The organism is Mucilaginibacter pineti (assembly GCF_900101875.1).
GTDB classification, from domain to species: domain Bacteria; phylum Bacteroidota; class Bacteroidia; order Sphingobacteriales; family Sphingobacteriaceae; genus Mucilaginibacter; species Mucilaginibacter pineti.
Genome location: NZ_FNAI01000011.1, coordinates 96,889 through 122,781 on the forward strand (window position 1 = coordinate 96,889; position 25,893 = coordinate 122,781).

General features: G+C 43.1%; 28 protein-coding genes. 20 read left to right on the forward strand and 8 right to left on the reverse strand.

Annotated features, from left to right (window positions below; genetic code table 11):
* Nucleotides 1-94 precede the first annotated feature (94 nt).
* Genes BLS59_RS21410 through BLS59_RS21425 form a run of 4 tightly spaced genes read left to right on the forward strand, consistent with a single transcriptional unit; the run spans nucleotide 95 to nucleotide 5,307 of the window.
* Entirely contained in the window at nucleotides 95-1,564 is a 1,470-nt protein-coding gene (locus BLS59_RS21410) for an ATP-binding protein (protein WP_091152426.1), read from the forward strand.
* A 45-nt stretch (nucleotides 1,565-1,609) separates the two neighbouring features.
* On the forward strand, nucleotides 1,610-3,328 hold the full coding sequence (locus tag BLS59_RS21415) for a carbamoyltransferase family protein (protein ID WP_091152428.1): 1,719 nt from the start codon (nucleotides 1,610-1,612) through the stop codon (nucleotides 3,326-3,328).
* Nucleotides 3,325-4,302, forward strand: a complete 978-nt coding sequence (locus BLS59_RS21420; protein WP_091152430.1) for a glycosyltransferase family 2 protein — start codon at nucleotides 3,325-3,327, stop codon at nucleotides 4,300-4,302. The genes BLS59_RS21415 and BLS59_RS21420 overlap by 4 nt, the downstream gene beginning before the upstream one ends.
* A 9-nt stretch (nucleotides 4,303-4,311) precedes the next feature.
* Nucleotides 4,312-5,307: a glycosyltransferase family 9 protein gene (locus BLS59_RS21425; protein WP_091152432.1), complete on the forward strand. Its 996-nt coding sequence runs from the start codon at nucleotides 4,312-4,314 to the stop codon at nucleotides 5,305-5,307.
* On the opposite strand, the gene BLS59_RS21430 is transcribed toward BLS59_RS21425, so the two are convergent.
* From BLS59_RS21430 to BLS59_RS21445, 4 genes are read right to left on the reverse strand one after another with little or no spacing between them, the layout of a single operon-like run.
* Nucleotides 5,263-6,345, reverse strand: coding sequence for a glycosyltransferase family 9 protein (locus BLS59_RS21430; protein ID WP_240315302.1), 1,083 nt, complete (start codon nucleotides 6,343-6,345; stop codon nucleotides 5,263-5,265). The genes BLS59_RS21425 and BLS59_RS21430 overlap by 45 nt on opposite strands.
* A 49-nt stretch (nucleotides 6,346-6,394) precedes the next feature.
* A complete protein-coding gene (locus BLS59_RS21435) occupies nucleotides 6,395-6,958 on the reverse strand; it encodes a D-glycero-alpha-D-manno-heptose-1,7-bisphosphate 7-phosphatase (RefSeq protein ID WP_091152436.1) in 564 nt (187 codons plus the stop codon).
* Nucleotides 6,955-8,235 carry a glycosyltransferase family 4 protein gene (locus BLS59_RS21440; RefSeq protein WP_091152438.1) on the reverse strand — a complete coding sequence of 427 codons (1,281 nt, stop codon included), beginning with the start codon at nucleotides 8,233-8,235 and terminating at the stop codon, nucleotides 6,955-6,957. The genes BLS59_RS21435 and BLS59_RS21440 overlap by 4 nt, the downstream gene beginning before the upstream one ends.
* Nucleotides 8,236-8,258: 23 nt before the next feature.
* On the reverse strand, nucleotides 8,259-9,230 hold the full coding sequence (locus BLS59_RS21445; RefSeq protein ID WP_091152694.1) for a glycosyltransferase family 4 protein: 972 nt from the start codon (nucleotides 9,228-9,230) through the stop codon (nucleotides 8,259-8,261).
* A gap of 542 nt (nucleotides 9,231-9,772) precedes the next feature.
* On the opposite strand from BLS59_RS21445, the gene BLS59_RS21450 reads away from it, so the two are divergent.
* On the forward strand, nucleotides 9,773-11,227 hold the full coding sequence (locus tag BLS59_RS21450; RefSeq protein WP_091152440.1) for an MFS transporter: 1,455 nt from the start codon (nucleotides 9,773-9,775) through the stop codon (nucleotides 11,225-11,227).
* A 46-nt stretch (nucleotides 11,228-11,273) separates the two neighbouring features.
* Here BLS59_RS21450 and BLS59_RS21455 read toward each other — a convergent pair whose 3' ends face one another.
* The 3 genes from BLS59_RS21455 to BLS59_RS21465 form a co-directional block, all read right to left on the reverse strand.
* Nucleotides 11,274-11,546 carry a hypothetical protein gene (locus BLS59_RS21455; protein WP_091152442.1) on the reverse strand — a complete coding sequence of 91 codons (273 nt, stop codon included), beginning with the start codon at nucleotides 11,544-11,546 and terminating at the stop codon, nucleotides 11,274-11,276.
* Nucleotides 11,547-11,660: 114 nt separating this feature from the next.
* Nucleotides 11,661-12,716 (reverse strand): glycoside hydrolase family 130 protein, encoded by a 1,056-nt coding sequence (locus tag BLS59_RS21460; RefSeq protein WP_091152443.1) that lies wholly within the window; start codon nucleotides 12,714-12,716, stop codon nucleotides 11,661-11,663.
* On the reverse strand, nucleotides 12,706-14,286 hold the full coding sequence (locus BLS59_RS21465) for an FAD-dependent oxidoreductase (RefSeq protein WP_240315303.1): 1,581 nt from the start codon (nucleotides 14,284-14,286) through the stop codon (nucleotides 12,706-12,708). The genes BLS59_RS21460 and BLS59_RS21465 overlap by 11 nt, the downstream gene beginning before the upstream one ends.
* Nucleotides 14,287-14,382: 96 nt before the next feature.
* Between BLS59_RS21465 and BLS59_RS21470 the strand changes: the two genes are divergently transcribed.
* The 15 genes from BLS59_RS21470 to BLS59_RS21540 all read left to right on the forward strand — a co-directional run bounded on the left by BLS59_RS21470 (nucleotide 14,383) and on the right by BLS59_RS21540 (nucleotide 24,267).
* Entirely contained in the window at nucleotides 14,383-15,591 is a 1,209-nt protein-coding gene (locus BLS59_RS21470) for a zinc-dependent alcohol dehydrogenase (protein ID WP_091152445.1), read from the forward strand.
* Nucleotides 15,592-15,597: 6 nt separating this feature from the next.
* Nucleotides 15,598-16,413 (forward strand): SDR family NAD(P)-dependent oxidoreductase, encoded by an 816-nt coding sequence (locus BLS59_RS21475; protein WP_091152447.1) that lies wholly within the window; start codon nucleotides 15,598-15,600, stop codon nucleotides 16,411-16,413.
* Nucleotides 16,414-16,429: 16 nt separating this feature from the next.
* Nucleotides 16,430-17,230, forward strand: coding sequence for an alpha/beta hydrolase (locus BLS59_RS21480; RefSeq protein ID WP_091152449.1), 801 nt, complete (start codon nucleotides 16,430-16,432; stop codon nucleotides 17,228-17,230).
* An 8-nt stretch (nucleotides 17,231-17,238) separates the two neighbouring features.
* Nucleotides 17,239-17,418, forward strand: a complete 180-nt coding sequence (locus BLS59_RS21485; protein WP_091152451.1) for a DUF6496 domain-containing protein — start codon at nucleotides 17,239-17,241, stop codon at nucleotides 17,416-17,418.
* The gene (locus tag BLS59_RS21490; RefSeq protein WP_091152453.1) at nucleotides 17,418-18,425 is read left to right on the forward strand and encodes an SDR family oxidoreductase; all 1,008 of its coding nucleotides are present in this window, start codon (nucleotides 17,418-17,420) and stop codon (nucleotides 18,423-18,425) included. Before BLS59_RS21485 ends, BLS59_RS21490 begins: the two co-directional genes overlap by 1 nt.
* A gap of 11 nt (nucleotides 18,426-18,436) precedes the next feature.
* On the forward strand, nucleotides 18,437-18,934 hold the full coding sequence (locus BLS59_RS21495) for a DUF4142 domain-containing protein (RefSeq protein WP_162842730.1): 498 nt from the start codon (nucleotides 18,437-18,439) through the stop codon (nucleotides 18,932-18,934).
* Between the two features lie 7 nt (nucleotides 18,935-18,941).
* Entirely contained in the window at nucleotides 18,942-19,109 is a 168-nt protein-coding gene (locus BLS59_RS31305; RefSeq protein ID WP_143014206.1) for a DUF3606 domain-containing protein, read from the forward strand.
* A 56-nt stretch (nucleotides 19,110-19,165) separates the two neighbouring features.
* Nucleotides 19,166-19,549 carry a DoxX family protein gene (locus BLS59_RS21500; protein ID WP_091152458.1) on the forward strand — a complete coding sequence of 128 codons (384 nt, stop codon included), beginning with the start codon at nucleotides 19,166-19,168 and terminating at the stop codon, nucleotides 19,547-19,549.
* Nucleotides 19,546-20,499, forward strand: a complete 954-nt coding sequence (locus BLS59_RS21505; RefSeq protein ID WP_091152459.1) for an SDR family oxidoreductase — start codon at nucleotides 19,546-19,548, stop codon at nucleotides 20,497-20,499. Before BLS59_RS21500 ends, BLS59_RS21505 begins: the two co-directional genes overlap by 4 nt.
* A gap of 13 nt (nucleotides 20,500-20,512) precedes the next feature.
* Complete coding sequence (locus BLS59_RS21510; protein WP_091152461.1) at nucleotides 20,513-20,707, forward strand: DUF2188 domain-containing protein; 195 nt, start codon at nucleotides 20,513-20,515, stop codon at nucleotides 20,705-20,707.
* A gap of 130 nt (nucleotides 20,708-20,837) precedes the next feature.
* Nucleotides 20,838-21,059, forward strand: coding sequence for a hypothetical protein (locus tag BLS59_RS21520; RefSeq protein WP_143014207.1), 222 nt, complete (start codon nucleotides 20,838-20,840; stop codon nucleotides 21,057-21,059).
* A 153-nt stretch (nucleotides 21,060-21,212) separates the two neighbouring features.
* The gene (locus BLS59_RS21525; RefSeq protein ID WP_091152467.1) at nucleotides 21,213-22,739 is read left to right on the forward strand and encodes a PAS domain S-box protein; all 1,527 of its coding nucleotides are present in this window, start codon (nucleotides 21,213-21,215) and stop codon (nucleotides 22,737-22,739) included.
* A gap of 1 nt (nucleotide 22,740) precedes the next feature.
* A complete protein-coding gene (locus BLS59_RS21530; RefSeq protein ID WP_091152469.1) occupies nucleotides 22,741-23,112 on the forward strand; it encodes a response regulator in 372 nt (123 codons plus the stop codon).
* A 175-nt stretch (nucleotides 23,113-23,287) separates the two neighbouring features.
* The gene (locus tag BLS59_RS21535; RefSeq protein ID WP_091152470.1) at nucleotides 23,288-23,656 is read left to right on the forward strand and encodes a response regulator; all 369 of its coding nucleotides are present in this window, start codon (nucleotides 23,288-23,290) and stop codon (nucleotides 23,654-23,656) included.
* 80 nt (nucleotides 23,657-23,736) lie between these two features.
* Nucleotides 23,737-24,267: a DUF892 family protein gene (locus BLS59_RS21540; RefSeq protein WP_091152472.1), complete on the forward strand. Its 531-nt coding sequence runs from the start codon at nucleotides 23,737-23,739 to the stop codon at nucleotides 24,265-24,267.
* A gap of 5 nt (nucleotides 24,268-24,272) precedes the next feature.
* On the opposite strand, the gene BLS59_RS21545 is transcribed toward BLS59_RS21540, so the two are convergent.
* Complete coding sequence (locus tag BLS59_RS21545) at nucleotides 24,273-25,385, reverse strand: PAS domain-containing sensor histidine kinase (protein WP_091152474.1); 1,113 nt, start codon at nucleotides 25,383-25,385, stop codon at nucleotides 24,273-24,275.
* Nucleotides 25,386-25,893: the final 508 nt, after the last annotated feature.

The window sequence follows — 25,893 nt, forward strand, 5'->3', positions numbered from 1 at the left end:
TTATATTAGAAATTAAAATAATTACTAAATGATTAATTTTATAAACATTTTTATTGTAAACAAGGTTATTAAATCAGCAATAAATTAAGGCATCATGGTTAAAACCAAAGGTCATAACGCCGGTGAAGACAGCCACTATCATCAATTGATATTAAATAGCATTGATGATTATGCAATTTTTACTACAGATAAACACGGATTTGTAAGTAGCTGGAATACCGGCGCCGGCCAGGTTTTAGGCTATCAGGCGGATGAGATCATAGGTAAGGATTCGGCGATTTTTTTTACGACAGGGGATCTTAAAAAGTCGGCCAACAAAAAAGAGTTGAAAAACGCTAAAAGGTTTGGCAGCGCAGTTGATGAACGGTACCATGTTCGTAAAGACGGATCTGTATTCTGGGCGAGCGGTAAGATGTTTCCATTACTTGATACTGACGGAAAACACCTGGGCTTTACCAAGGTAATGCGAAATCTGGACGAACGAAAAATGGCCGAAGATCAGCTTAACCAACTCAAAAATTATGCGGAAGCAATCGTTTCAAATTCAAGACAACCGATATTGGTCCTGACCGGCGATCTGATAATTTACGCAGCTAACGATGCTTTTTACAACTTATTCGGCCTCCATCAAAAAGCAGCTGAGAATAGTACAATTGCAATGTTAGGTAATCGCATGTTCCATATTCCTGAACTGGCTAATCTGTTAGAACAGGTAAGAAAGTCTGGTAATGCGGTTGAAAATTTTGAACTCGAGCACGATTGGCCCTCCTTAGGAAAAAAATATTTTCTTATAAATGCCAGTAAATTAAAGCACCCGGTAAACACCAGTAACCTTATATTATTCTCTGTTGAGGATGTTACGGAACGCAAGTCATTCGAACAGCAAAAAGATGATTTTATCAGTATTGCCAGCCATGAGATCAAAACACCTGTCACCGTAATTAAATCATATGCTCAAATATTAAGAAAGCGGGCTATGGATTCCGGTGATCAGTTCCTGGCTAACACCGCTGAAAAAGTTAATGAAAAAACGGATAAATTAATGTCTTTAGTCGGTTATCTACTCGATACAAGTCAACTTGAACTGGGCGAATTGATCATTAAGAAAACCATTTTTGATCTTGCCGGATTAATAACGGAGTGTGTGATCGAGCTTAAACTGATTGACAAACATACTTTTTTTGTGAGAGGAAAGAAAAGTGTGAGTGTATTTGCAGATCGTGTAAGGATATCGCAGGTTATAAATAACCTACTCAACAATGCATGTAAGTACTCGCCGCCTGATAAGCCCGTAACCGTAAATATAAAGATGAATAAAAAACTTGACATGGTAACCGTGAGCGTCACCGATGAAGGCATAGGTATTCCAAAAAGTGAACAGCTTAATCTCTTTAAACGATTCTGGCGGGCAAGTTCCGCTACTTCAAGAAAAATTTCTGGAATTGGGCTGGGCCTGCATATATCTAAAGCAATTATCGGGCAACATGGAGGAAAAATCTGGTTAAAGAGCGAAAAAGACAAAGGTTCCGTCTTTTCGTTTTCATTACCAACGAGCAAAAGCTAGCATAAACCGACAAATAACAAACAAACTATACCCCCGAAAAACATTATGTACACTTTAGGAATTAATGCCGTTTTTCATGACTCCGCCGCATGTATCATTAAAGATGGAATATTGTTGGCGGCTACAGAAGAAGAACGCTTTACTCATTTTAAACACGGCAAAAGACCGGTACCATTTTCAACCTGGGAACTTCCCTTTCATGCTATTGATTATTGTTTAAAAATAGCAGGTATCCATATCAATGATGTTGATCACATCGCTTATTCCTTTGATCCCTATCTGTTAATCGGCGCTAAATACCGTAATAAATCAACCATTGAAATTCCTTTTGAAGAGGGTTCATCAGCGTTAGGCAAAGAATTTAAAAACGTTTGGGACCCCCTATTTCTTTCATCAATTGTTAATGCACCTGGCCAGTTAAGAGACGGCTATCCCCATCATCTGCAAAAGCGTTTCGTGGGTTGTAATATTCAGCGAAATAAATGGCATTTTGTAGAGCACCACATATCGCATGCCGCAAGTGCGTTTAATTGTTCGCCGTTTAAAAATGCCGCGGTAATGACCGTTGATGGCCGCGGAGAACTGGCCACTACTACTTATAACATCGGCAACGGCCAGCAACTAAGCCGGATTGGGCAGGTGAATATGCCGCACTCGCTTGGCTTGTTGTATGAAGACGTAACCACCTACCTTGGTTTCCTGCATTCGTCAGATGAATATAAGGTTATGGCGCTGGCATCATATGGTAAACCCGAGTTTATAAAAGATTTCAGAGAGATCGTGCAGATCAGCGGCAACGGTCAATACACTATAAATAACCAAAAGCTGGAAGAACGCTTTGGCCCGAAGCGTTTGAGGCATGAAGAATTTACTTCTCATCATTTTAATGTAGCCCATTCGCTGCAATTAGTTATTGAAGAGAGCATGCTGGAACTTACCGGCTGGCTGAAAAAAGAAACAGGTGAAGAAAACCTTTGCCTTGCTGGCGGCGTCGCGCTCAATTGTGTTGCCAATGCCCGCATTCGTGATAGGGGCGCATTCAAAAACATTTGGGTACAGCCAGCCTCGGGCGATGATGGTACAGCATTGGGTGCGGCCATTTGGGTTGATGCGCAGGAACGCCAAACCAATGAGCGGAATTGCGAGATGACCCACTGTTACTGGGGTCCTGAATACACCGACGAAGAAATTGAAAAATCACTGAAGTTATGGAAAGTGCCCTACCGCAAGCTGGATGACATTGCCGGAGATACCGCCGAAATATTGGCTCAGGACAAAATTATTGGATGGTACCAGGGCCGTATGGAGTTTGGGCCAAGGGCGTTGGGCAGCAGATCTATATTAGCCTCGCCTATCAACGCAGCTATGCAAGCGCGTTTAAACGAGGTTAAAGATAGGGAGGATTTCCGGCCTGTGGCTCCTGTGGTGTTGGAAGAAGAAGCACACAATTGGTTTGAAGGAGCCGGATACTCGCCATTTATGCTGTTTGTGTATGATGTTAAGCCCGACGAAGCTGATAAGGTTGCTGCTATAAGGCATGTTGACGGAACGGCCCGGATTCAAACCATTAATCGCCAGCAGCATCAACGTTATCACGACTTACTAAAGGCGTTTTACAAAAAAACCGGAGTGCCGGTATTGGTCAATACCTCTTTCAATACTTTAGGAAAGCCGATTGTTTGTACCCCAAGGGATGCTATTGAATGTTTCTGGACTTCACCTTTTGACGCATTGGTTATAGGATCATTTATAGTTGAAAAATGAGCAGCATAAAAATATCAGTAGTGATACCTACTTATAACAGGCCTTTACTTTTGCAGAAATGCCTGCATGCTTTGGCGGCCCAAAAACTTCAAAAAAACAGCTATGAAATTATTGTTGTAAGCGATGGGCCGGATGTGGAAACAAGGAGGTTAATGGATAGCTGGGTTAAAAAACGGCCATCATTAAACATCCGTTTTTTTATGCTGAGCCATAAAAAAGGGCCCGCTGCCGCGCGTAATTACGGTTGGCTTAATGCCCGGGGCGAACTGGTGGCTTTTACAGACGATGATTGCGTACCTGAACGAACATGGCTGAATGCTTATTTAAAAAGCTACACATCCGGCGAAAAAGTTGCCTTTACCGGTCAGACAGTGGTGCCGATATCAAGCAGGCCTACAGACCATGAACTTAATACATTAGGGCTTCAATTTGCAGATTTTATTACGGCAAACTGCTGCTGCCCAAAGGAGGTGCTGGAACTGGTTGGCGGCTACGACGAAAGATTTACAATGGCCTGGCGCGAAGACAGCGACCTGCAGTTTAAGTTATTGAATGAAGGAATTGAAATTGTAAAGATTGATCACGCGCAAGTTATTCACCCGGTACGTAAAGCGTCCTGGGGTATCAGTATAAAGGATCAAAAGAAAACGATGTTTAACGCACTGCTTTACAAAAAGTACCCGTGGATGTACCGTAAAAAAATTCAGCCGCGTCCGCCGCTTAACTATTATATAATGATTGGTGGCTTTGCGATAATGGTTGTGGGATTAGCAGTTAATTCGGCTATTGCAGCACTATCGGGCTTTTTAATATGGGGTGTGTTTACTATGTGGTTCATCAAAAAACGATTGCATTTAACGCGTTTGAGCGTTCAGCATGTGTCAGAAATGATTGTTACTTCGTTGGCTATTCCGTTTTTATCTATATTCTGGCAAATCTATGGGGCTATTAAATACCGTGTGTTATTTGTTTAAATCAATACAATGCATCTACCAAAAAACATAAAATCTATCATTATATTTCGTGCTTTGCAATTAGGCGATACCCTATGTGCCGTGCCGGCGATCCGCGCGTTAAGGCATGCTTATCCTTGTGCAATAATTACTTTAGCAGGTATGCCCTGGGCAGCTTCATTTACCGAGAGATTTAATAAGTACTTTGACGATTTCATTTGGTTTCCCGGCTATCCCGGCTTGCCCGAGCAGGAATTAAACCCTGCTGCATTCACTGAATTTTTATCTATAGTTCAGAACCGAAAATTCGACCTTGCTATTCAACTGCAGGGCAATGGCTCTATTGTAAACCCAATGATAAAACTTTTTGGCGCAAAAATAACAGCAGGTTATTTCAAAAAAGAGGCTTACGCACCTAACCGGGATTATTTCATGGAATACCCGGATTATGGATCTGAGATAGATAGGCATTTACTGCTGATGGATTTTTTAGGTGTACCCCCTCAAGGTAATAACCTGGAGTTCCCGGTTACAGATCAGGATCAAAAAGATTTGGAAAGCTTAGGGTTGGGTATCAAATCTAAAAAGTATATATGTATTCACCCTGGTTCGCGGGGAGCATGGCGGCAATGGCCGGTTGCGCATTTTGCCGCTATTGCGGATTATTATGCCGAAGCCGGTTTTCAAATAGTAGTTACCGGTACAAAAGCAGAGCAGGATCTTGTTGAGAGCGTTATAGCTCATATGCACTATCCGGCTATCAATGCAGCCGGCAAAACCAATCTGAGTGCTATGGCAATATTAATAAGGGATGCCTGTGCGTTAGTATCTAATTGTACCGGCGTATCCCATATTGCTGCGGCATTTCAAACGCCAAGTATCGTGATCAGCATGGACGGCGAGCCCGAACGATGGGGACCAATTAACAAACACCTTCACAAAACCATTAATTGGCTGCTGGAACCCGGATTCGATTATGTTTTAAACCAGGCTGCGCTTTTGCTTCATCCTGTTAATAAGGTTTAACTCCTGGTTTAAGTATTCAGTGGGATTGGTGAGTAGCTCTATTACAGCGTTCAAAACATCTGCTGCCGATGGATATTCAATTACATCGTTTTCAAAACTGTTAACATGTTTTATCACCTCGTTTTTACTTTGCAGTTGGCTATTTACCGTAAAAGGAAGGATCTTACAGGGCACATGCCAGGGCGTATGCTGGGGATTGGTTAACGCGTAAAGGACCACAACCGGGGTTTGCACTGCAGCGGCTATATGGACAGTGCCCGTATTTACCGATAATAGCACAGGGCTTTTAGCTATCAAAACAGTCAATTCCTCTAAAGTAAACAATCCTCCTGCGATGATGCATTCTTTGTTTATTTGCTCACCCAGATCGACTGTCAGCTGTTTTTCCGATGCCGAGCCGGTTAGGATTAGCTGACAGCCGATTTGTGCTATTATTAATTTTGCCGCATTAACCCAATAATTCACGGGATATTCCCGTTTAGGTTCACTTACGCCGGCGTGCAAAATGATCCACTTCTTTTCTGCATTTAAACCTGCCGAAACCAGTTTATTTAATATTTGCGGCCAAAGCCGGCTTTGTGGTTTTAGACTGAGGTTTCGATCGGCGGTTTTGGCGCCTACCGATGCAACCAAATCCAGATCGCGCTCTACCTGGTGCTTTATGAAATTGTAAGGTTCCTGATCAGGAACCCAATTTGTTAATAACTGATATGGATTTTCCCGGCAATAAGCCAGCCTGAGCGGAATGCCCGCCAGATAAGCAAGCATTACCGTTGGCAGCGGGTTTTGGCTATAAACGGTAAAAATTACCGCGGCATCAAACCGTCGGCTTTTTATATTTTTTACTATATTGTTAAAATCGCCAATATCCGTGTAGCTTGATTTCACCCAAGGCACATTAAATAAAATCACATCATCAATTTCGCTTATTTGCTGGGCTATGCCGGCCGCCATCGATGAAGTTAGTACAGTGATCCTGGCACTGAATGTTTCCTTTAATGCTCTGATGGCGGGTGTACTCATGAGCAGATCACCCATGTTATCAGGACGTATACAGAGAACATTTTTGCAGTGTTGCCAGTTGTTGTCAAACATATTGCTGATTTAATATATAAGCCGCAGCATCATTAATATTATTTACTTTTTGATTGGGTGTTCTGTAATCTCCATCCGTCCATTCTGTTTCATTACCATTGTCGATAAGTATGGTTTTACATCCTGCCCTCGCGCCTGCTTCTACATCATTCAAAATATCGCCTATCATCCATGATTTTTCAAGGTCGATATTTAATTCCCCGGCAGCAGTTTGGATAAGACCGGGTTTTGGCTTACGGCAATCGCAATCTATACTGTATCCTGGGTTAATACCAGCCGGATGATGAGGACAATAATAAAAGCCGCTTAGCTTTATACCAGATTTTCCCAGTAACTCGTTCAATTTATTTTTGACAGATGACAGCGCTCTTTCGGTAAAAAAACCGCGCGCCACTCCCGACTGGTTACTTATAACCACCAACAGGTAACCGGCACCTAACAAACTTTTTAAGCCTGTTTGGCTGTTTTTGCTAAGTGCAATTAATGCAGGATTTACATTGTACGGAATATCATCTATCAACGTGCCATCCTTATCCAAAAAAACAGCTTTGTTCATGCAGCCTTTGTTTCTTCAATAGTACGTTGCAGGGTAGTGTTTCTTAATACTTTTTTATAAAGCGCATCAACCTTAACTGCAACATTTGCCCAGGTAAAATATCTCTTCACCCTGTTCAATGCATTAATGCTCATTTTTTCTAATGCCTGTTTGTTACTTAAAAGCTTTACTATGGCATTGGCTAACGCTTTAGGATCATGGGGCGGCACAAGCGCACCTGTTTTGCCATCCAACACAGAGTATTTAATACCCCCAACATTCGATCCGATAACAGGAGTTCCGCAGGCCATTGATTCAAGTGGCGTTATGCCAAAAGGCTCGTACCAGGGGGTAGTTACAAATAAATCAGCCGCCGAATAGTAGTATTTTAATTGTTCCCTATCCTTTCGCCCGGCAAAATGAATCATATCTAAAACGCCGGCTTTTTGCGCTATATCCATCAGTCGTTTTCTCTCGGGGCAGGTAATTATATCCGTATGCTGCTGCTCGCCCCCCACAATTACTAACAGTACTTGTTTACCCATTTTTTTTAATTCGGCAAGCGCTTTAACTACATTATCGACTCCTTTACGTGGAACCATGCGGCCAAGCTGCAATAATACCTTCGCCTTTTGCGGAATATTAAGTTTTTTACGCGCAAGCGGCTTTTCAACCGGGTGAAACTCTTCTTCGCTAAAACCACAGGGAATTATTGTAATACGGGAAATTGGTGCGTTATAATGATTGATCAGGTCATCCTTATCTTGCGGACATTCTGCGATGATTGCATCCGCCTGTTGTACAATATCCGCCTCTATCTGCAAACGCTCAGCCGGGAAGCGATCATTATCACCCTGGTGTATTTTACGAACATGACCCAAAGCATGAAAAGTAATCACAAAAGGAATGTTTAAAGCCTCTTTAATACCTGCAGCTACCAGGCCCGACATAAAAAAATTGGCGTGTATTAAATCATACCTAATATCTTCAGCTAAAATAAAAGCCAGCATGTTTTGCTTAAATTCATGCATGTATGGCAAAATATCCTCCTTAGGAATCACCAATTGGGGACCGGCAGCAATATGCACCACCCGAATACCAGGCTGCCAATTGACCACCTGCGGCAGCGATTCATCTTCCCATCTTGTAAAAATATCAACCCGCTGCTTACCCTTGGCTAAATACCTGGCCAATTGTGTCACATATACATTTTGTCCCCCCGTATCAACCCCTCCTAAATCTGCCAATGGCGATGCGTGTTCACTGATCAAAGCGATCTGTTGGTTTAAGCTTTTCATTATAGATATCTGTTAATTATACATTATGCTGAAATAAAAATACCGGACGGTCTTTTACTTACTACCTTATTAAACAAGTGTTCCCAATCCTTAATAAATCGATTGATGTTAAACCGGCTTAAAGCCATTGCCCGTCCGCACTCGCCAATGTTTTGAGCTGCCTCCTGGTGATTGATTAGAAAGTTCATTTTATCAATTAAATATTTTATATCTGTATGTATAAACCCTGATTTGCCATTGGCGATAACTGTAGACAGTTCGGTAGTCGCAAGGCCTACCACCGGCAGGCCCATCATCATAGCCTCACAAACTGCAAGTCCAAGACTTGTGTAGCGGATGGGGTTAAAAAAGAAACGATACTGACTTATAAACTTAGGTAGGTGAGGATGCAATACCTCGCCCAAACCCATTTCTCCCGTCCCCATGCCTACTAAATCGAGCGGTACGTGTTTACGTACTTCCATAAAAATATCAAGGCCGAGTAATCTGCCGCGTGCAGGTAAGTTATTAATTACAACTATGCCTCTATTCAGTTCCCCTGTGTAAGCAATATCCGGCTCTGTTACGCCATGTTCAATAACCACGGTAGGTGTTTGGTTACTATCCCACATCAGGCTGTTAAAGTGCGTTACATGGACAAGCGTTACGTCTGGCGTATCGAGAATATGTTTGGTATCGGTAGGATGGAGGCGCGGAGGGTCATGCTCTATATATATTTTCGGTAGCCTGCGCTGCTCCGATGACAGGATTTCATACTGATCAACAAGGTAATTTTTGTTTGTTTGATAAAGAATAATGTCAAATTCCTGCTCTTTAACCAACTCAGCGGATACTTCATAAACATTTGGCCCAAAGCGGAATGTTTCCCCACGGCCATAATAGCCTTCTGTTCTTTCGGACTTGGTCGGAATATATATGTCATAATTCCCTTGAGATAAGTAGTATAAATAGCTACCGTGAATATGCCAGGTAAAAACCTTCAACTTGTCTTGCATAATTATCGTTATATGAAATAATTTAAATACAAACAATAATAAAGCCAAGTGCTGATTAATTAATAAATAATTAAAAATTGTTATCAATAACTATTATAAAATTTAAATTTTAGTAAAATCGCTCCCATTAAAGCGATTTTTTTTACGGATTTACAATTAATACGATCTTTTTAAAAAATCCTCATGTACATTTCTCCTAACAACATGCACCAAAAAATGAAATAAGTGTTTGTTTAAATCAATTCAACAGTCATCAAATAACTATAATAATAAGAAAAGCAACTGTAGATAACTTTGCATGACACCACCACACATTGCGGAACCAAATACTGCATGGTTCTACACTTCTGCATATTTGGCAGAGAAAATATATTTTAATTAATAAGTAAAACGTTGAAAATCAGTTATTTTTAAATTTTTAGTTACCGAAGATAATACGGCAGGCAATTTGTAGTTTATAAAGCGCAGGCCCTAAGCCTGTTCCCTGTTAATTTAAACTATTTATTAAATGTAGCTGGTATCCCTGTGCGGATACTTTTATTATGAATTTACGTCCTTCAGAAACAATTACAAACAATCAGTTAACTTTTGGCCTAAAACTGGTAATCGCCGATGGACTCTCGGCAGAAGCTATGGTAGTATTTACCAGCGGAACATTTTTAACTGCCATGGCAATCCACATGGGCGCAAGCAATTTTCAGTTAGGCTTATTAGCTGCATTACCAACATTCACCACTATTTTTCAATTGGCCTCAATATGGTTGGTTCAAAAATTCAATAACCGCAAAATCATCAGTGCCTTATTTAATCTGCTGGCAAGGCTTCCACTACTTGCCATAGGTATAATGCCTTTATTATTTAAAGGAAGTACCACCATACAGGTTTTACTGGTTTTACTCTTCTTTCAGCACATTTTTGGTGATATAGCCGGCGCCAGCTGGAACGCCTGGATGAAGGATTTAATCCCGGGTGAACGGCTGGGAAGTTTTTTCTCACGCAGGAGCCGCATTGCACAAACCTTAAACGTGACGCTTAGCCTGGCCACAGCTATTTGCATAGATTATGTTAAGACACATTATCCTGCCCAGGAAATAACCGCTTATACCACCCTGTTTTTAGCGGGAGGAGCCCTGGGCATGTTTAGTGTGTTTTTGCTGTTGCGTACCCCCGAGCCAAAGCCTATACCAATAGATGGCAAAGTGCTGAAATTATTTAGCAAAGCGGTAACCGATAAAAATTTCAGGCACTTGCTTGCATTCAATTCACTTTGGGCTTTTGCTTTAAACCTCGCGACACCTTTCTTTGCGGTTTTTATGATGAAAACAATTGGGTTGCCTTTATCCTATGTTATTGCTTTGGGCATAATCAGTCAGTTAAGCAGCATAGCGTCTCTGCAATTGTGGGGTAGATATTCAGACAGGTTTAGCAACAAAACCATCATCCGTGTTTGTGCTCCTGTTTACATAACCTGTATACTGGCATTTGCATTTACAGCTATGCCGGCTTCATTATTAACTAGGCTGACCTTACTCACTGTAATTTATTTAACCAGCGGCATCGCTACCGCGGGCATCAACCTGGCATTAAGTAACATCGGAATTAAACTGGCACCGAAAAGCGAGGCTATCGTTTATATAACCGCAAAAAGTATGTTTGTGGCATTCTTTTCGACTATAGCTCCGATGATAGGCGGCCTGCTTGCCGATTTTTTTACTACACACCAGATAGCCTGGAACATACAGCTAAAAAGCGCAGATGGGATCAACAACTTAAAATTACTTAACCTGCAGGGTTGGAATTACTTTTTTTTAATTGGCGGATTTTTGGCTATTTTATCATTAAGGCTGCTCACAAAAGTTAAGGAGCAAGGCGAGGTTCATAAAAGAAAAGCAGTAACTCACATGCGCGCGTCATTAAACCGTAAGCTTCGCAAAAATGTAAGTCGAAGGGTAGTTAACGATGTTTCTGCACCAACTTTAACTGCAAAAATTAAATAGCAGATATCTCAAAAAGCACACAACGTACGTCATTCATACCCATCGTTTATTTTTCCGGTGGTTTAGATGCATGGCCTGACGGGTCTACATTTCCTTTGCTCGTCGAATCATCAGACGTAATTTTAGCAGAATCCCGCCGATCTTTGTTGATCGTAGCAGTGTCACGGATCGGCGGCCCCCCGGCCCTGTCTACGCGGGTAGTATCTTGGCTATTGCCGATGGTTTTATGGCTGTCACCAGAATTACAGGCGTTACAAAACAGCAAAAGAAACAAAAGCCCAAGGCTTCGGCTGCTATTGTTTTTAATTAATCTTACCATATGCTTGAGTTTATTATGCTACCCGGCTATCTAACGCCGGCTGTTTAAAATTGCAACCGTATGCTTATATTTACAACTAAAATGAGTGAATTATGTTTAAACTAAAAATTAATTTTATTTCACATTTTTTAAAATTTGACTAACCGAAAATTTTGCCCCGCAAACAAACTCATCAGCGGCACCATAATAAATAGTTAATTCGTCGCCATCAACAACATGTCCATTGGTGAATACCACATAACCAAAAAAGCCGCTCAATTCGTAAGTTTCTGTCGGTATCATGATCGGATCAAGTGTTCTGCCTACCACTTTTGACGGATCATTCAGATCCATTAAAAAAGCCCCTAAACAATATTGATGTTCTGCGTTAGCTCCATGATAAATTTCCAACCAGCCGCGTTCTGTACGAATGGGTGCTGCGCCCGCGCCAACCCTTGCACTATCCCACATGCCCGGCCGGGTTTTGATCAGACATTGATGATTACCCCATTGCCTGGTGTCTGAAGATTCGGCAAGCCAGATATAATTACCACCTATTTCTTTGCTGCTAGGCCTATGCAGGCAATAATATTTACCATTAATCTTTTCTTCAAAAATGGCGCAGTCCTTATTATGGGGCGGAAGTATCATCCCACCTTTTTCAAAAGACCGCCAGTCGGTAGTGGTCATCATTCCCACACCTACACCACTGTCTGAAACGGCAGTATAAGTAAGATAATAAGTATCTTTTATTTGTGTTACCCGGCAGTCTTCTACGCCAAAACGTTCCAGTTGGCCTTTGCCAAAAAGCGGCAGATAATCAGTTTGCTCCGAAAAATGCACTCCATCGTCGCTCGCCAATAAACGCAAATGCGATATAGTGGTCAAATAATCTAATCCTTTATAACTGATCACGCGTGCATCAGTAGCAATGAGGTCGGGATCATTAAGCGGTATATTAATAATCTCGGTATTGCCGGTAGCGTTTAACGCCGGGAAAAACAATACACCCTCCTTTTGCGCCACGCCTTCTGCTACACGGACAATGAGCCATATTTTATCCCGAAAACGGAACACACCGGGATTTAACAGACTAATGATCTGTAATCCGTCCTTACTTGCCGGCAGATCTTTAGGTAACAGCAAGGGGTTTTCAGGAAACCGGCGAGCTAAATCAAGCTTATTTTCCATCGCTGCCGATTTGAGTTAAACTTTTGGTTGCTGGGCCGGTTAACACGTTTCCTTCTATGTCATACCGCGCCCCATGGCAAGGGCAGTCCCAGCTTTTTTCTTCGCCGTTCCAGTTCACTATGCAACCCGCGTGGCTACAGGTCGGATTAAGTGCGTGAATATTTCCGTTCTCATCCCGATATGCCGCTATCTTTTCTCCGTCCACTTCTACCAATTTGCCGGTACCCGGTTCCAAACGTTTCAAAGAATCCGTTTCGTGAAGGCCGAAACGATCGGCCACAAAATGATAGGCCACATCACTGTTCTCTTTTACAAATTCGCTGAAGCTATCTATAGGTTTTACACGGCATGGATCAAACAGCTCCGCATATTTATTAGGCCGTTTCCTGACAAGATCGCTGAGAATTTTACCAGCCACGCTGCCCAGCATCATACCATTTCCGTTATAACCGGTGGCACAATAGATGCCATCCGCCGCCAGGGGCATTTTGCCAACATAAGGAAGCCCATCCACCGGCACATAGTATTGACTCGACCAACGATATTTTACTGATGAAATACTATAATATTTACGAGCATATTTTTCGAGATCCGCAAAAGCTTTTTCCGGATCTTCGTGCCCGGTTTTATGATCCAGTCCGCCAATCAACAATAGCTCCTTTCCATCAATCATGTGGCTACGTACGTAATGATATGGTTCCTGCGAATCATAAACTAACGCGTCAGGGTACTCGCCACTGTGCAACTTGACCGCCACCACATAACTGCGGTAAGGTGCGCACTCAAAATTGAACAGGTTGATGTTAGGGGGCATGTGCGTAGCATAGATAACCGTTTTAGCTTTAATATTCCGCGATTTGGCTTCGGCAGTGTGGACACCATCTTCGCTGGTTATTTGGGTGATCAAAGTATTTTCTAAGATGGATCCACCTGCTTCGATATATGCTGATCGTAGTGCTGTTAAATATTTCAAGGGATGGAACTGCGCCTGACCTTCCCAGCGTAAAGCCTTTTGAAATGGCACTGGGGTTGGCACATCATCTGAGTATTCAACCGGTACGTCCACTTTAACTGCGCCCTCATATATGCCGACTAAAAGCTTCATCTCGTCCTCATTTTCGGCGTATAAATAAGCGGTTTTGGGTTCATAGTCGCAGTCAATCTTAAACTGGGCGATCTGGCTTTTGATCAATGCGAAACCTTCATTGATCGCGTCTGCAAACAACCGAGCACCCTCAGCGCCAAATGCACTTTCCGCTTCTTGATAAGTGGTATCCGCGAATGTATTGATATGCGCGCTCGTCCCACCGGTCGTACCAAAACCTATGGTGTGTGCTTCTGCGATCACGGTCTTTTTACCGGCCTGCTGCAATAGCAGCGCGGCTGTCAGACCAGTGATCCCGCCGCCTACTATCAGGCAATCAAAAATTTGATCGGTAGTCCTCTCTTTTTGTACAACCGTGAGCAAATCAATTTGCCAGGGGCTAGTGAGTGCCCCGTCTCTTGAAATGGTATTTGTTTTCATTTTACGTTTCTCCAGCAGATTTTCTAAGCCAACTCCAGCCAGCATACTTTTTTATCTTTTTTAAAACCCCAATAACCTGTAGTTGTTTAAAAAATATTAAAACGATAATAATTTAATCAATAATTACTAAATCTACCTATTATGAAAGCAGCTGTTTTTCACAAACCCGGCGATATTCGCTACGATACCGTAGAAGACCCACGCCTGGAACAGGACACGGATGTCATTCTGAAGGTCACCTCTACCGCCATCTGCGGTTCCGATCTGCATATCCTCAGCGGTGGCGTACCGCAGCCTAAACCTATGGTGATGGGCCATGAATTTATGGGTATCGTGGAGGAAGTGGGCAAAGGCGTCAAAAACCTGAAAAAAGGCGACCGCGTAGTGGTGCCATTCCCGATCTCCTGTGGGCATTGTTTTTTCTGCCAGCATAATGCCTCGCCCGCCTGCGAGAATTCGAACTACAAACATTACGGGCCGGACGGTGATATGGCCGACCAAAAAGGTGCTGCACTTTTCGGTTATACCGATCTATACGGCGGTTACTCGGGTGGGCAAGCCGAATATGTAAGAGTGCCCTATGCGGATATCAGCCCGCGCGTAGTACCGGATAATATGACTGACGAGCAAGTGTTGTTTCTGACAGATATATTTCCTACCGGTTGGTCAGCTATCGACTGGGCTCAGTTAAAAGGCGGAGAGGTAGTAGCGATCTTCGGCTCCGGTCCCGTGGGGCTGATGGCGCAAAAAGCCGCGTGGATTAATGGCGCAAGCAGAGTCATTGCTATTGACCCTTTAAATTATCGCCTGGAAAAAGCTAAAGCTGTTAATAAAGTAGATACCCTGAACCCACATGAAGTGGACGTGGTGGAAGCTATCCGTAGCATGACCGGCGGGCGCGGTGCCGACGTTTGCGTAGATGCCGTGGGCTTTGAGCCGGAACGCGACCTGTTAGATAAAGCCAAGGCCTTATTCAATTTCGAAGTAGGTAGCATGAAGGTGTTGGACACGGCCTTTAAAGCTGTTCGCCGGATGGGCACCGTTTCGATTATGGGCGTATACGGTTCTACTTATGATAACTTCCCGTTGCACCGTGTATTTGACAAGGGCATTACCCTGAAAATGGGGCAGGCTCCTGTACTAAACTACATAGATAACCTGATCGAACTGGTGAAAACCGAAAAGGTGGTACTGGATGATATTATCACCCACACATTGCCGCTTAGCGAAGTGACTCACGGTTACGACATCTTTAACAAGAAGGAAGAGGACTGCGTGAAAGTAGTACTTAAACCCTGGGAACAACGCAAGGAAATTGAAAATGCGGAACCTGTAAAAATTGAAAACTAAATACCTATGGAAAATCAACAAAAAACAGCGCTGATCACTGGCGGAACCAGCGGGATCGGCAAAGAATTGGCAAAATTATTCGCTAATGATCATTACAATTTAATCATTGTCGCCCGCGACCAAAGCGAGCTTGAAAGTGCCACCCGTGAACTCGGCGCTTCGGGCGTCCAGGTCGAAACCATTTCCAAAGATTTGTCCAAGATGGACGAAGCTTTTGCGCTTTGTCAGGAATTGGAAGACCGACAAATCGATGTATTGGTAAACGACGCAGGCCAAGGCGTTTACGGCTTGTTCAAAGACAACGATATTGAGCGCGAACTCGATATTATTCATCTGAACATTTGCGCTACGGTTATCCTGACCAAGTATTTTGTACAGCAAATGGCTGCCCGCGGCGAGGGTAAGGTATTGAACCTCGGTTCGGTAGCAGGTAAAGTTCCGGGTCCATGGCAGGCTGTATACCATGCGACGAAAGCATTTGTGCTGTCATTTACCACCGCTATCCGCGAAGAAATGAAAGATTCGGGAATTACATTTACTGCACTAATGCCAGGTATTACCGATACAGATTTCTTTAATAAAGCAGGCATGAATGACAGCAAAGCGCTACAGGACGAAAGTGTAAAAGCCAATCCGGCAGATGTTGCCAAGGATGGTTACGAAGCTTTAATGGCCGGCGAAGACCGCGTAATTTCTGGCTTTAAAAACAAAATGCAGGTCAGCATGGCCAACCTAATGCCAGACAGCGCGGTGGCGCACAATATGAACGAGCAGCAGCAGCCTGTTGAGCAGGAACAACAGCAACAAAATAAACAATCATAACATCAGCCATCTACCTATGAAAAAGACAATCGTATTTATCCACGGCATGTTCCAGAACCCGGTGAGCTGGGAAAAATGGATCAGCTATTTTAATGAAAAAGGTTACGACTGTATTGCGCCGGCCTGGCCGCTGCATGAGGGTGTTCCAGCTGATCTTCGCAACAATCCGCCCGCCGGTTTAGGTGATCTCGAACTACAAACCATTGTTGACGAAATGGAGCGCATTGTTACTTCGCTGCCCGAAAAACCGATCCTGATCGGTCATTCGGTTGGTGGACTCATTGTTCAACTGCTGGTGCAGAAAGGTTTAGCTGAAATTGGCGTACCTATTAACTCTATTGCACCAAATGCCATGCTGGCTTTTGACTGGGGTTTTATGAAAAACAGTGCCCTGATCGCTAATCCGTTCAAGGGTAATGCGCCATTTGAAATGAATCTCGAAAGTTTCCATGAATCTTTTTGTAATACCATGAGCATGGAGGATACGCAGGAAGCTTACCAGCGCACAGCCACGCATGACAGCCGGAATGTTTTGCGGGACTGTATGGGTGAAGCCGGGCAGATAGATCTTGACCTGCCGCACGCGCCTTTATTATTTATCGGCGGAGAAGAAGACCAGATTGTACCCTACGAATTAAATCAACGAAATGCAGAGGCTTACACCGATGAGGTAAGCATTGTTGATTTTAAAGCCTTTCCTAACCGTGGCCACTGGATTTGCGGGGAACTGGGCTGGGAAGAAGTCGCCGCTTATATCAGTGAGTGGCTGACCGTTCACGAAGAGCACCAGTACAATACTACACCGGCAACTTTATAATTTTTATCATGGCAAAATATTCAGAAAAAGCACAGGACAAGGTCCACAAGGCTTTACACGAAGAAAAAGAAGGCACGCTAAAAAGCGGCAAAAGCGGTAAAAAAGTAACCAGTAAAAAACAGGCGGTCGCCATCGGCCTTTCCGAAGCAAGGAAAGAAGGTGCGAAAGTCCCTAAAAAGAAAGACTAATGGAAGACAATCATAAAATGAGCCGGCGACAGGTAGTCGCCGGTTTGGGAACCACGCTGGCCGCTGTTGCGGTATCGCCGGTATTCGGAGGAACGAACATAGAAAAAACGACCTATGAAGGGGCTGCGAAGATCAGCGACCCTACCACACTTCATCCCAAACCACCTTTTAAAAGCCAGCCGCAGCCATGGCCCGGTTTACAAAGCAAAATGGACCCGGTACCGGATTGCGGGGAAACCAGCTATAAAGGTTCGGGCAGATTGATGGGAAGAAAAGCCCTTATTACTGGGGGAGATTCGGGTATGGGACGCGCAGCGGCAATTGCCTACGCCCGCGAAGGTGCTGATGTAGCTATTAACTATTACCCAACCGAAGAGCAGGATGCGCAGGAAGTAATTGCGCTGATAAAAAAGGAAGGCCGTAAAGCCATTGCTATTCCGGGCGATTTGCGAAGCGAGGAGTTTTGCAAGCAATTAGTGCATAAAGCTATCGATGGCCTGGGTGGCTTGGATATCATCGTAAATAATGCTGGCCGTCAGCAATCCATTAATTCTATTGTAGATGTTACTACCGAGGAGTTTGATGCGACGATGAAAACCAACATCTATGCGCCCTTCTGGATCATCCGTGAAGCGCTGCCGCATTTGCCGCCGGGCGCAGCCATTATCGGTACTACTTCTGAACAAGCCTATGATCCTTCGCCAGATCTTTACGCTTATGCGCAAACCAAAGCTGCTACCATGAATTATGTGAAATCACTGGCCAAGCAATTGGGGCCAAAAGGCATCCGGGTAAACGGCGTGGCACCTGGCCCGATCTGGACAGCCTTACAGATCAGCGGCGGTGCCCAACCTGAGAAACAGCAAATGTTCGGCAGCTGGACCATGCTGGGCCGCCCGGGGCAACCGGCAGAGCTGGCATCCATCTATGTACAGTTAGCCGCTGCCGACGCAAGTTTTGCCAGCGGCCAGGTTTATGGTTCATCAGGTGGTGTAGGCCAACCTTAATAGCGATAATGATGAAAAAACTGATAATTATTATAGCGTTGTGCAACGGGTTAGCTGCACACGCGCAGATCCCGCAACCTGATCCGGATACTACCGCTAAACATTTTTTGATTGTAGCCAGCATCAAGAACTTACAGGAAGTAAGCGCCGGTGAGCAAGCGGTGCAGAAAGCCAAACGCCCTGACGTAAAGTCATTTGGCCAAATGATGGTAAAAGATCACGGGCAGGCCGAACAGGAATTATTGCAATTAGCCAAAAGCCGGAGCATCAGTTTGCCACCCGCCGCTACCGGCGGGACTAAGTCCGACCCCCTATTGGCAAATGCCCGCAATTTCGATTCGGCCTTTGTACACGCGATGTCTGCCGGGCATGGTAATACGGTGCAAATGTTTGAAAATTACGCCACTACTGGCAAAGATCCGCTTGTAAAGGCCTGGGTGCAAAAAATGCTACCAACCTTAAAAATGCATCTGGAACACATCAAAACCATTGAAAAACAATTAAAATAAAAAGAACATGACAACACGAGGATCAAAAGTGGAACGCCATTCCGTATCAGAACAACCATACGAAATGAAATACGAAGCCAGGAAAACCGGCACCACTACTGATAAAGTTAAAGCCGCAAAAAAATCAATCGGCAGCAATCAACGCAATGCGGTCGAAAAAAAGTTAGATAAATAAAATAAGCCCCGAAAGGGGTTTATTTTAAATAGGTATAATTCTTGCCATTAAAACCTATGAAAACTAAAACGATCAAAAAGGCCGCTCGCATTTTACTGGGTGCTAATCTCATATTCGCTGGTATAAGCCATTTAAGTTTTGCGCGTAAAGCATTTCAAGCGCAGGTGCCCAATTGGGTGCCGCTCAAAAAAGACGATACGGTGATCTATTCGGGGTTTGCTGAAATAGCACTGGGCAGTGCCTTGGTGTTTACACCGAACAAATATGAAGATAGGGTTGGTAAAGTAGCCGCGGCCTTTTTCACCTCAGTTTTCCCAGGTAACATCGCTCAATATACCCATCACCAAAATGCTTTTGGTTTAAATACGGATGGCAAACGGCTCGGTCGTTTGTTCTTCCAGCCTTTGCTGGTTTATTGGGCCCTAAAAAGTACCTCATGAAAGATCTGAAAAATACAACCATTGTCATTACCGGTGCCTCCAGCGGCGCCGGTCGAGCCGCAGCGCTGAAATTCGCGCAACACCAATGCACTTTGGTATTAGCAGCCCGAAACGAAACAGCCTTAAACGAGGTTAAGGGCGAATGCGAAGAACTGGGTGCGACAGTCTTTGTGGTACCTACAGATACAAGCGATGCCAAAGCGATGATCGCATTAGCGAATTCGGTTAACGGTATAGATGTCTGGATCAATAATGCCGGTGTGTTAGCTGCCGGTGATTTTGACAAAACACCAATGGCGATACATGAGCAGGTCATCAAAACCAACTTAATTGGTTATATGAATGGCGCACATGCCGTGCTGCCGATCTTTAAACAACAAGGTGCAGGAATCCTGATCAACAATATTTCCATAGGCGGTTTTTTACCTGTGCCTTATGGGGCCGGTTATACGGCTGCCAAGTTTGGTTTGCGAGGATGGTCGGAAGCTTTAAAAGGTGAACTTACGGAATGTCCGAATATCCATATCTGCGACCTTTTCCCGGCTTTTCTAGATACACCCGGCATTTTGCATGCTGGCAACCACACAGGTAAGGTATTGAAACCCGCGCCACCAGTTTACGATCCGAATCGATTAGCCGATGCCATGGTTTCCATGGTGCAAGATCCTCGTTCAAATAAATATGTTGGTAGCACATCCATGTTGTTAAAAGTAGCTCATGCAATTGCCCCTGAACTGATGACCAAAATGACCGGTCTTATAATGCGCCGCTATTTGAAAAATGCAGACCCAATTAAGCTGACTGATGGTAATTTATTCAACACGGTCGATTACGGCATGTCTACTCACGGCGGTTTTGGCTTGCCAGGGAAGCCCAAAGCGCATCGGAAATATATCGCCGCGGCATTAGCAACAGGTATTACTGCGGGCTTATGGCTATTTAAAAAATAAAAAAGGAGGAATTATGCCTTGGTATAACGGAGATTATCCGCCATCCTATAAAAATCAACCTCAGTATCTCCGTGAGAAAGCGGTCGAAATCGCCAATGAGATCATTAAGGAAAGCGGTGATGAAGGCATTGCTATTGCCACAGGATTGAAACGAGCCCGGCAATATTTTGAAGAGCATCCGGAAGAAAGACAGGAAAACAAAAACTGATCATGCCCTCTGCCATCATCGCCTCCCATAATTACGACGCACTGAGCCAAACGCTGGAGATCCATTACCATTCCGGCAAGGTCTACATTACTTGAATGTACCGGAAAATGTGTTCAAGCAAATGCGCTCTATGGTTAAAGGCATTTGGTTCAACCATAACATCAAAGGAAAATACCCATTCCAGGACATGACACGAGGTTTAAATCAAAAGACTTTATTTGACGAGAACGTTTTGGTAGACAGTTTGCAGGATCATATCCATCCACTAAAGATAAGCTCATGTTCTGCGGATAAAAGTATGACCGGGAAGCACTGCGTTTCGGCAGTTGATTTAAAGCGCAAGCAGAGTTAATATGTCGCTTACATAAAACCATTTTATTGTTTATGAAGCAACTCTTGTTCCAATGCCACAAATAATTAATTAAACTATAGGTTTCAAACTATTTTTTACAAATCCTGTTGTCAGAGGTATAAGCGCTAATCTTTTAGCGAGTATTGTTAATTTATGGAAGAATTTTTAAGGCGTTTACCGCACACCGGGCAAACAGATATCCGGTTATTTGCGGCGGCGGTTAGCGCTTCTAATAACGGCGTAGTGATCACCGATCACACCCAGCCCGACGAACCCATCATATATTGTAACAAGGCCTTTGAAACGATGACCGGCTATACCAATAAAGAGATCATCGGGCATAATTGCCGTTTCCTTCAGGATGGAGATGCCGGCCAGGAGGCGCGGCACATTCTTCGTGAGGCGATAGGAAAAGGCGAGCACTGCTCGGTGGAGATACGTAACTACAAAAAAGGTGGCAGGCTGTTCTGGAATGAATTGACCATATCCCCTGTAAAGGATCAGGATGGAATGGTCACCAACTTTATTGGTATTCAAAATGATATCACACGCCGTAAAGAAGCGGAAGAGGCCTTAATTGTAGAAAGAGATAATTTAGAGGAACGTGTTTTAGAACGTACCGAAGATTTAAAGGAAAGCGAAGCCTATCTTGCCAGTATCATCGAGACAGTGCGCGAAAGTCTGGTTGTCCTTGACCGGGACATGCAGGTGTTAAGTGTCAACGAACATTTTTGCCGTTTCTTTAAATCGGTAGAAAAGGACATCAAAGGGAAAGTGCTCTTTGAGCACAATAACGGGCAGTGGAACCTGCCTGAATTAAAAAACCTGTTAATTAATGTGCTGCCAAATAATAATCCTTTTGAAGGTTTTGAAATAGAAAACGAGTTCCCTAAGATAGGTCGCAAATTACTGGTGCTTAACGCGCGGCAAGTCATTTTAAAGGGGAAGTACCAGGACAGAATACTTTTAGCTATTGAAGATATTACGGAACGTCGGGAAATTGAACAGCGTAAAGAAGATTTTATCAGTATTGCCAGTCACGAAATGAAAACTCCACTGACCAGTATTAAAGGCAATCTGCAATTATTACAGCGAAAAGCGCAGCAAAACAATGATACACAGTATTTAAGCGGTTTTGAAACAGCGGTTAAATCTGTTGCCCGTTTGGAAAGGCTGATCTATGACCTGCTCGACGTTTCAAAGATCCAGGCAGGCCGGGTGGCATTTAGTTTTACGACGTTTCAGCTTGATCGTTTAATAAACGAGGCAGTGAGTGGCATCCAGGCAACTACCAATACCCATACCATTAAAGTCACAGGATCGGCAAATATTGAAGTCACTGCAGATTTTGGGCGATTGGAACAGGTACTACTCAATTTATTGAGTAATGCGGTCAAATATTCTCCGGACGGTAAAGATGTCACACTTCATATGAGCATCCTGCCTGATTATGTAAAAATTTCAATTACCGATAAAGGGGTTGGCATTCATGAGCGTGATCATAAGCGAATTTTTGAGCGCTTTTACCGGACTGATCAGATCTCGGAAAAGTTCCCCGGCGTGGGGATTGGGTTATATGTTAGTAATGAGATCATCAAAGAACATAAAGGCACCTTGTGGGTAGATAGCAAGGAAGGCGAAGGTGCTATATTTAGTTTCACTATTCCTATAAATCATTAATATGGGCAAAATTTTGGTGTGCGATGATGAACAGGAAATATTGGACATAACGCAATTAATACTGGAAGATTCAGGGCATGACGTTACTGCTATTATTAACAGTAATGAAGTTGTCTCACATATCGAAAATCAACAACCCGACATTTTATTGATTGATCTTTGGATGCCAGGACTATCAGGTGATCAGGTAATAACTCAGCTAAGGACGAACATTAACATTATCAATCTTCCGATCATTGTTATTTCTGCCAGTAAAGATGGAAGAGCAGTCGCATTTGCTGCGGGTGCCGATGATTTTTTGGAAAAGCCCTATGACATGGATGCATTATTGATAATGGTAGCAAAGCATCTGGAAACCCACCGTCAGATTTAATTTCGAATGTTTTTCGAAAAACTGTTGTTTAATTTAAAGTACACTCGATACACCAATGCTTTATAATTTAATCAATAATTTACACTTAACCCTAAGGATTTGAGTTTATTGAAGGTTAAAAGATGTTATTTATGGCAAAAATCTTAAAAGGTACGGCATTTGTTACAGAGTGAACATGAACGCCACACCTAAAAGAATACTCGTAATTGACGACGACGAAGATATTTTAGAGATCCTGAATATAATATTTCAGGAAGAAGGTTATGACGTTGTTCTGTCCAACACGGGGGAAGCCGCAGAGCATATCCATATCATTCACCCTGATCTGATTTTGCTTGATGTACGAATTGAAGGTTCACCAAAAAGAGGTAATGAAATTTGTGCTGAAATTAAAGACAGGTATAAAGAGGAGCCAATGCCAATCATTTTGGTTTCTGCTGAAACAGACTTAAAAATGCTTGCTAATGAATGTGGTGCCGACCTGTATATCAATAAGCCTTTTGACATTTTTCAGCTGCTCAACCATGTAAAAAGTTTTTTATAATCTCTTGAGGTAATACTTAAATCAAGATAATTCCTGCGAGTTTTTGACAGGTTTATTATCTTTGAATTTATGCTGACCCTATGGAAGAAAATCAAAAACACCAGCAGCCAGGTAAAATCAGCCTTGGCCCCAAAAAAATAAAGACTTACTTCGTTAAGCATTTAGACAAGATCTATTCAGCCAAAGCACATTTGGTACGTCACTTACCTCAGATAGCTGAAGGCGCTCATTTCACGGATCTTCGTCAGGCTATAATGGAAACATTAGAAGATGTTGAAAAGCAAATGGCCAGGATGGAGATCATCTATAACATTCTTGATGCGGAAATTTCTAAAGGCAACCATAGTGGACTAACCGGTCTCGTTGACGATGCGTTCGAAGATATCAAATTAAACAGCGGCGACCCGGAACTTCGTGACCTGTCCATTGCATTCTACATGCAAAACATCGAAAGTATGGAAATGGCCTCCTTTCAGGTTTTACAAATGGCTGCGGTAAAGTTGAAAAACAAACAGATCAAGCAATTGATCAAAGAAAATTATGATGAAGCAAAAGCCGACCGTACCTTGTTGTTATTAATCACGGCCAAGTATATTACAGCAAAGGAATAAAAACATCAGGCGATCGGGAGTATGAACTTAAACGTACTGCCTTTTCCAATTTCGCTGTCTACCCAGATCTTGCCGTCGTGCCTTTGAATTATTTCCGAGCATAGATATAAACCTATTCCGAAACCGGTTACTTTTTCTGTTTCTTTACTTTCTACCCGGTAGTGGGGCAGGAAAACTTTTTCAACGGCTTCTTCAGTGATACCCATACCTTCATCCTGGATACCTATTACTACTTTGTGTTCTTCCCTGCTGCATGTAACATAAATAGCGGAACCTTTATCTGAATACTTAGCAGCATTACTCAGGAGATTGACTAGGACTTGTTCGATCTTATCCCGGTCAGCATTTATTTCTATATTGTCACACGGTGCTACCGTAATGTGATGAGAAGAGGTTATAAAAAGTGTTTCCTCGACGACTTCTTTAAGCAGGTTGTCCAAGCTGAAGGTCTGTTTGTTAATATGGATCTTTCCAACTTCCGCGCTCGATAAATTAAGCAGGCTGTTGATCATATTCAGCATTTTTCTCACTTGCTTATCCACCTTGGATAATGCGCCAACGGCGAAGTTATCCTTTTGTTTCTGAGCCCAGTTTCCAAGCATTTGAACATAAGCTTTTAAAGCGGTAAGCGGCGTTTTCAATTCATGGCTAACCATGCCGATGAATTTACTTCTTTTGAGTTCGTTTTTCTTCTGTTCGGTAATATCCATCACCAATCCTGAGAAATAAGTTGTCGTTTCGTCAAAACTGGTAAAGCCGCCGGTAATACTCAACCACCTGCTTTGATGGTCATGGTAACCGGTGATAGGATATTCTACATATAAGCTGCTATGCACTTTAAATGCGTTTTCGATTGCAGAAATTGTATTTTGCCGGTACTTTTCCAATATCTGGTTCATCGCTGCCTCTACCGACATTTCTTCATCCGCCCTGAAACCGAAGAGTTCTTTGGTACGGTTGGATGGTAAAAACTCCCGTGTGACTGCATTGATAAGCCAGATGCCGACATTTGCCGAATCGATAGCGATCTGGGCGGCATCTAATTGCGGAAGTTTATTTCCCCGTTGTCCGGCAGGAATTTCTTTAGGTAAATCTTCTGAATTGCTATTATTACTCAAAGCGATGAAGCGCGTTATGTGCTTTGCAAAAATACTATATTTTGGGGAGATGGTGTGTTATCTTTTATACCCGCAACCCTACAAAGATGATTTAACAAGAGATCTGTCAAACCGCTAAGCGAATTTTATGTTATGAAATTTTATGGACATCGAATATAGTCGTTTACTCGGCATGAATGATGATGACCAATGTCGCATCAGTTACCAATCAGTTAAGCGCTTTTCTTTCAGCTCTTTTTTCTGATAGGCGATGGTACCAGAATTTATTACGCAGTTTTGCATGTTCGCTTCAATGGCGATATAGTCAGTGATATTAATACAGAAGAGTAGCAAACTAATATTCTAAAGGCGCTCGAGCAAATAGTGGGTTGGCTTTTGCCGGAGCGGAAAAGGAGAAAGTCAGATTCAGCCCCGTTATTATCATAGGACGTATCACAGCACAAAGTTTCACAAACTATGAAACTGTAGACCCTGCATGTTATCAAAAGCCAATCGTGTATGAGCCACC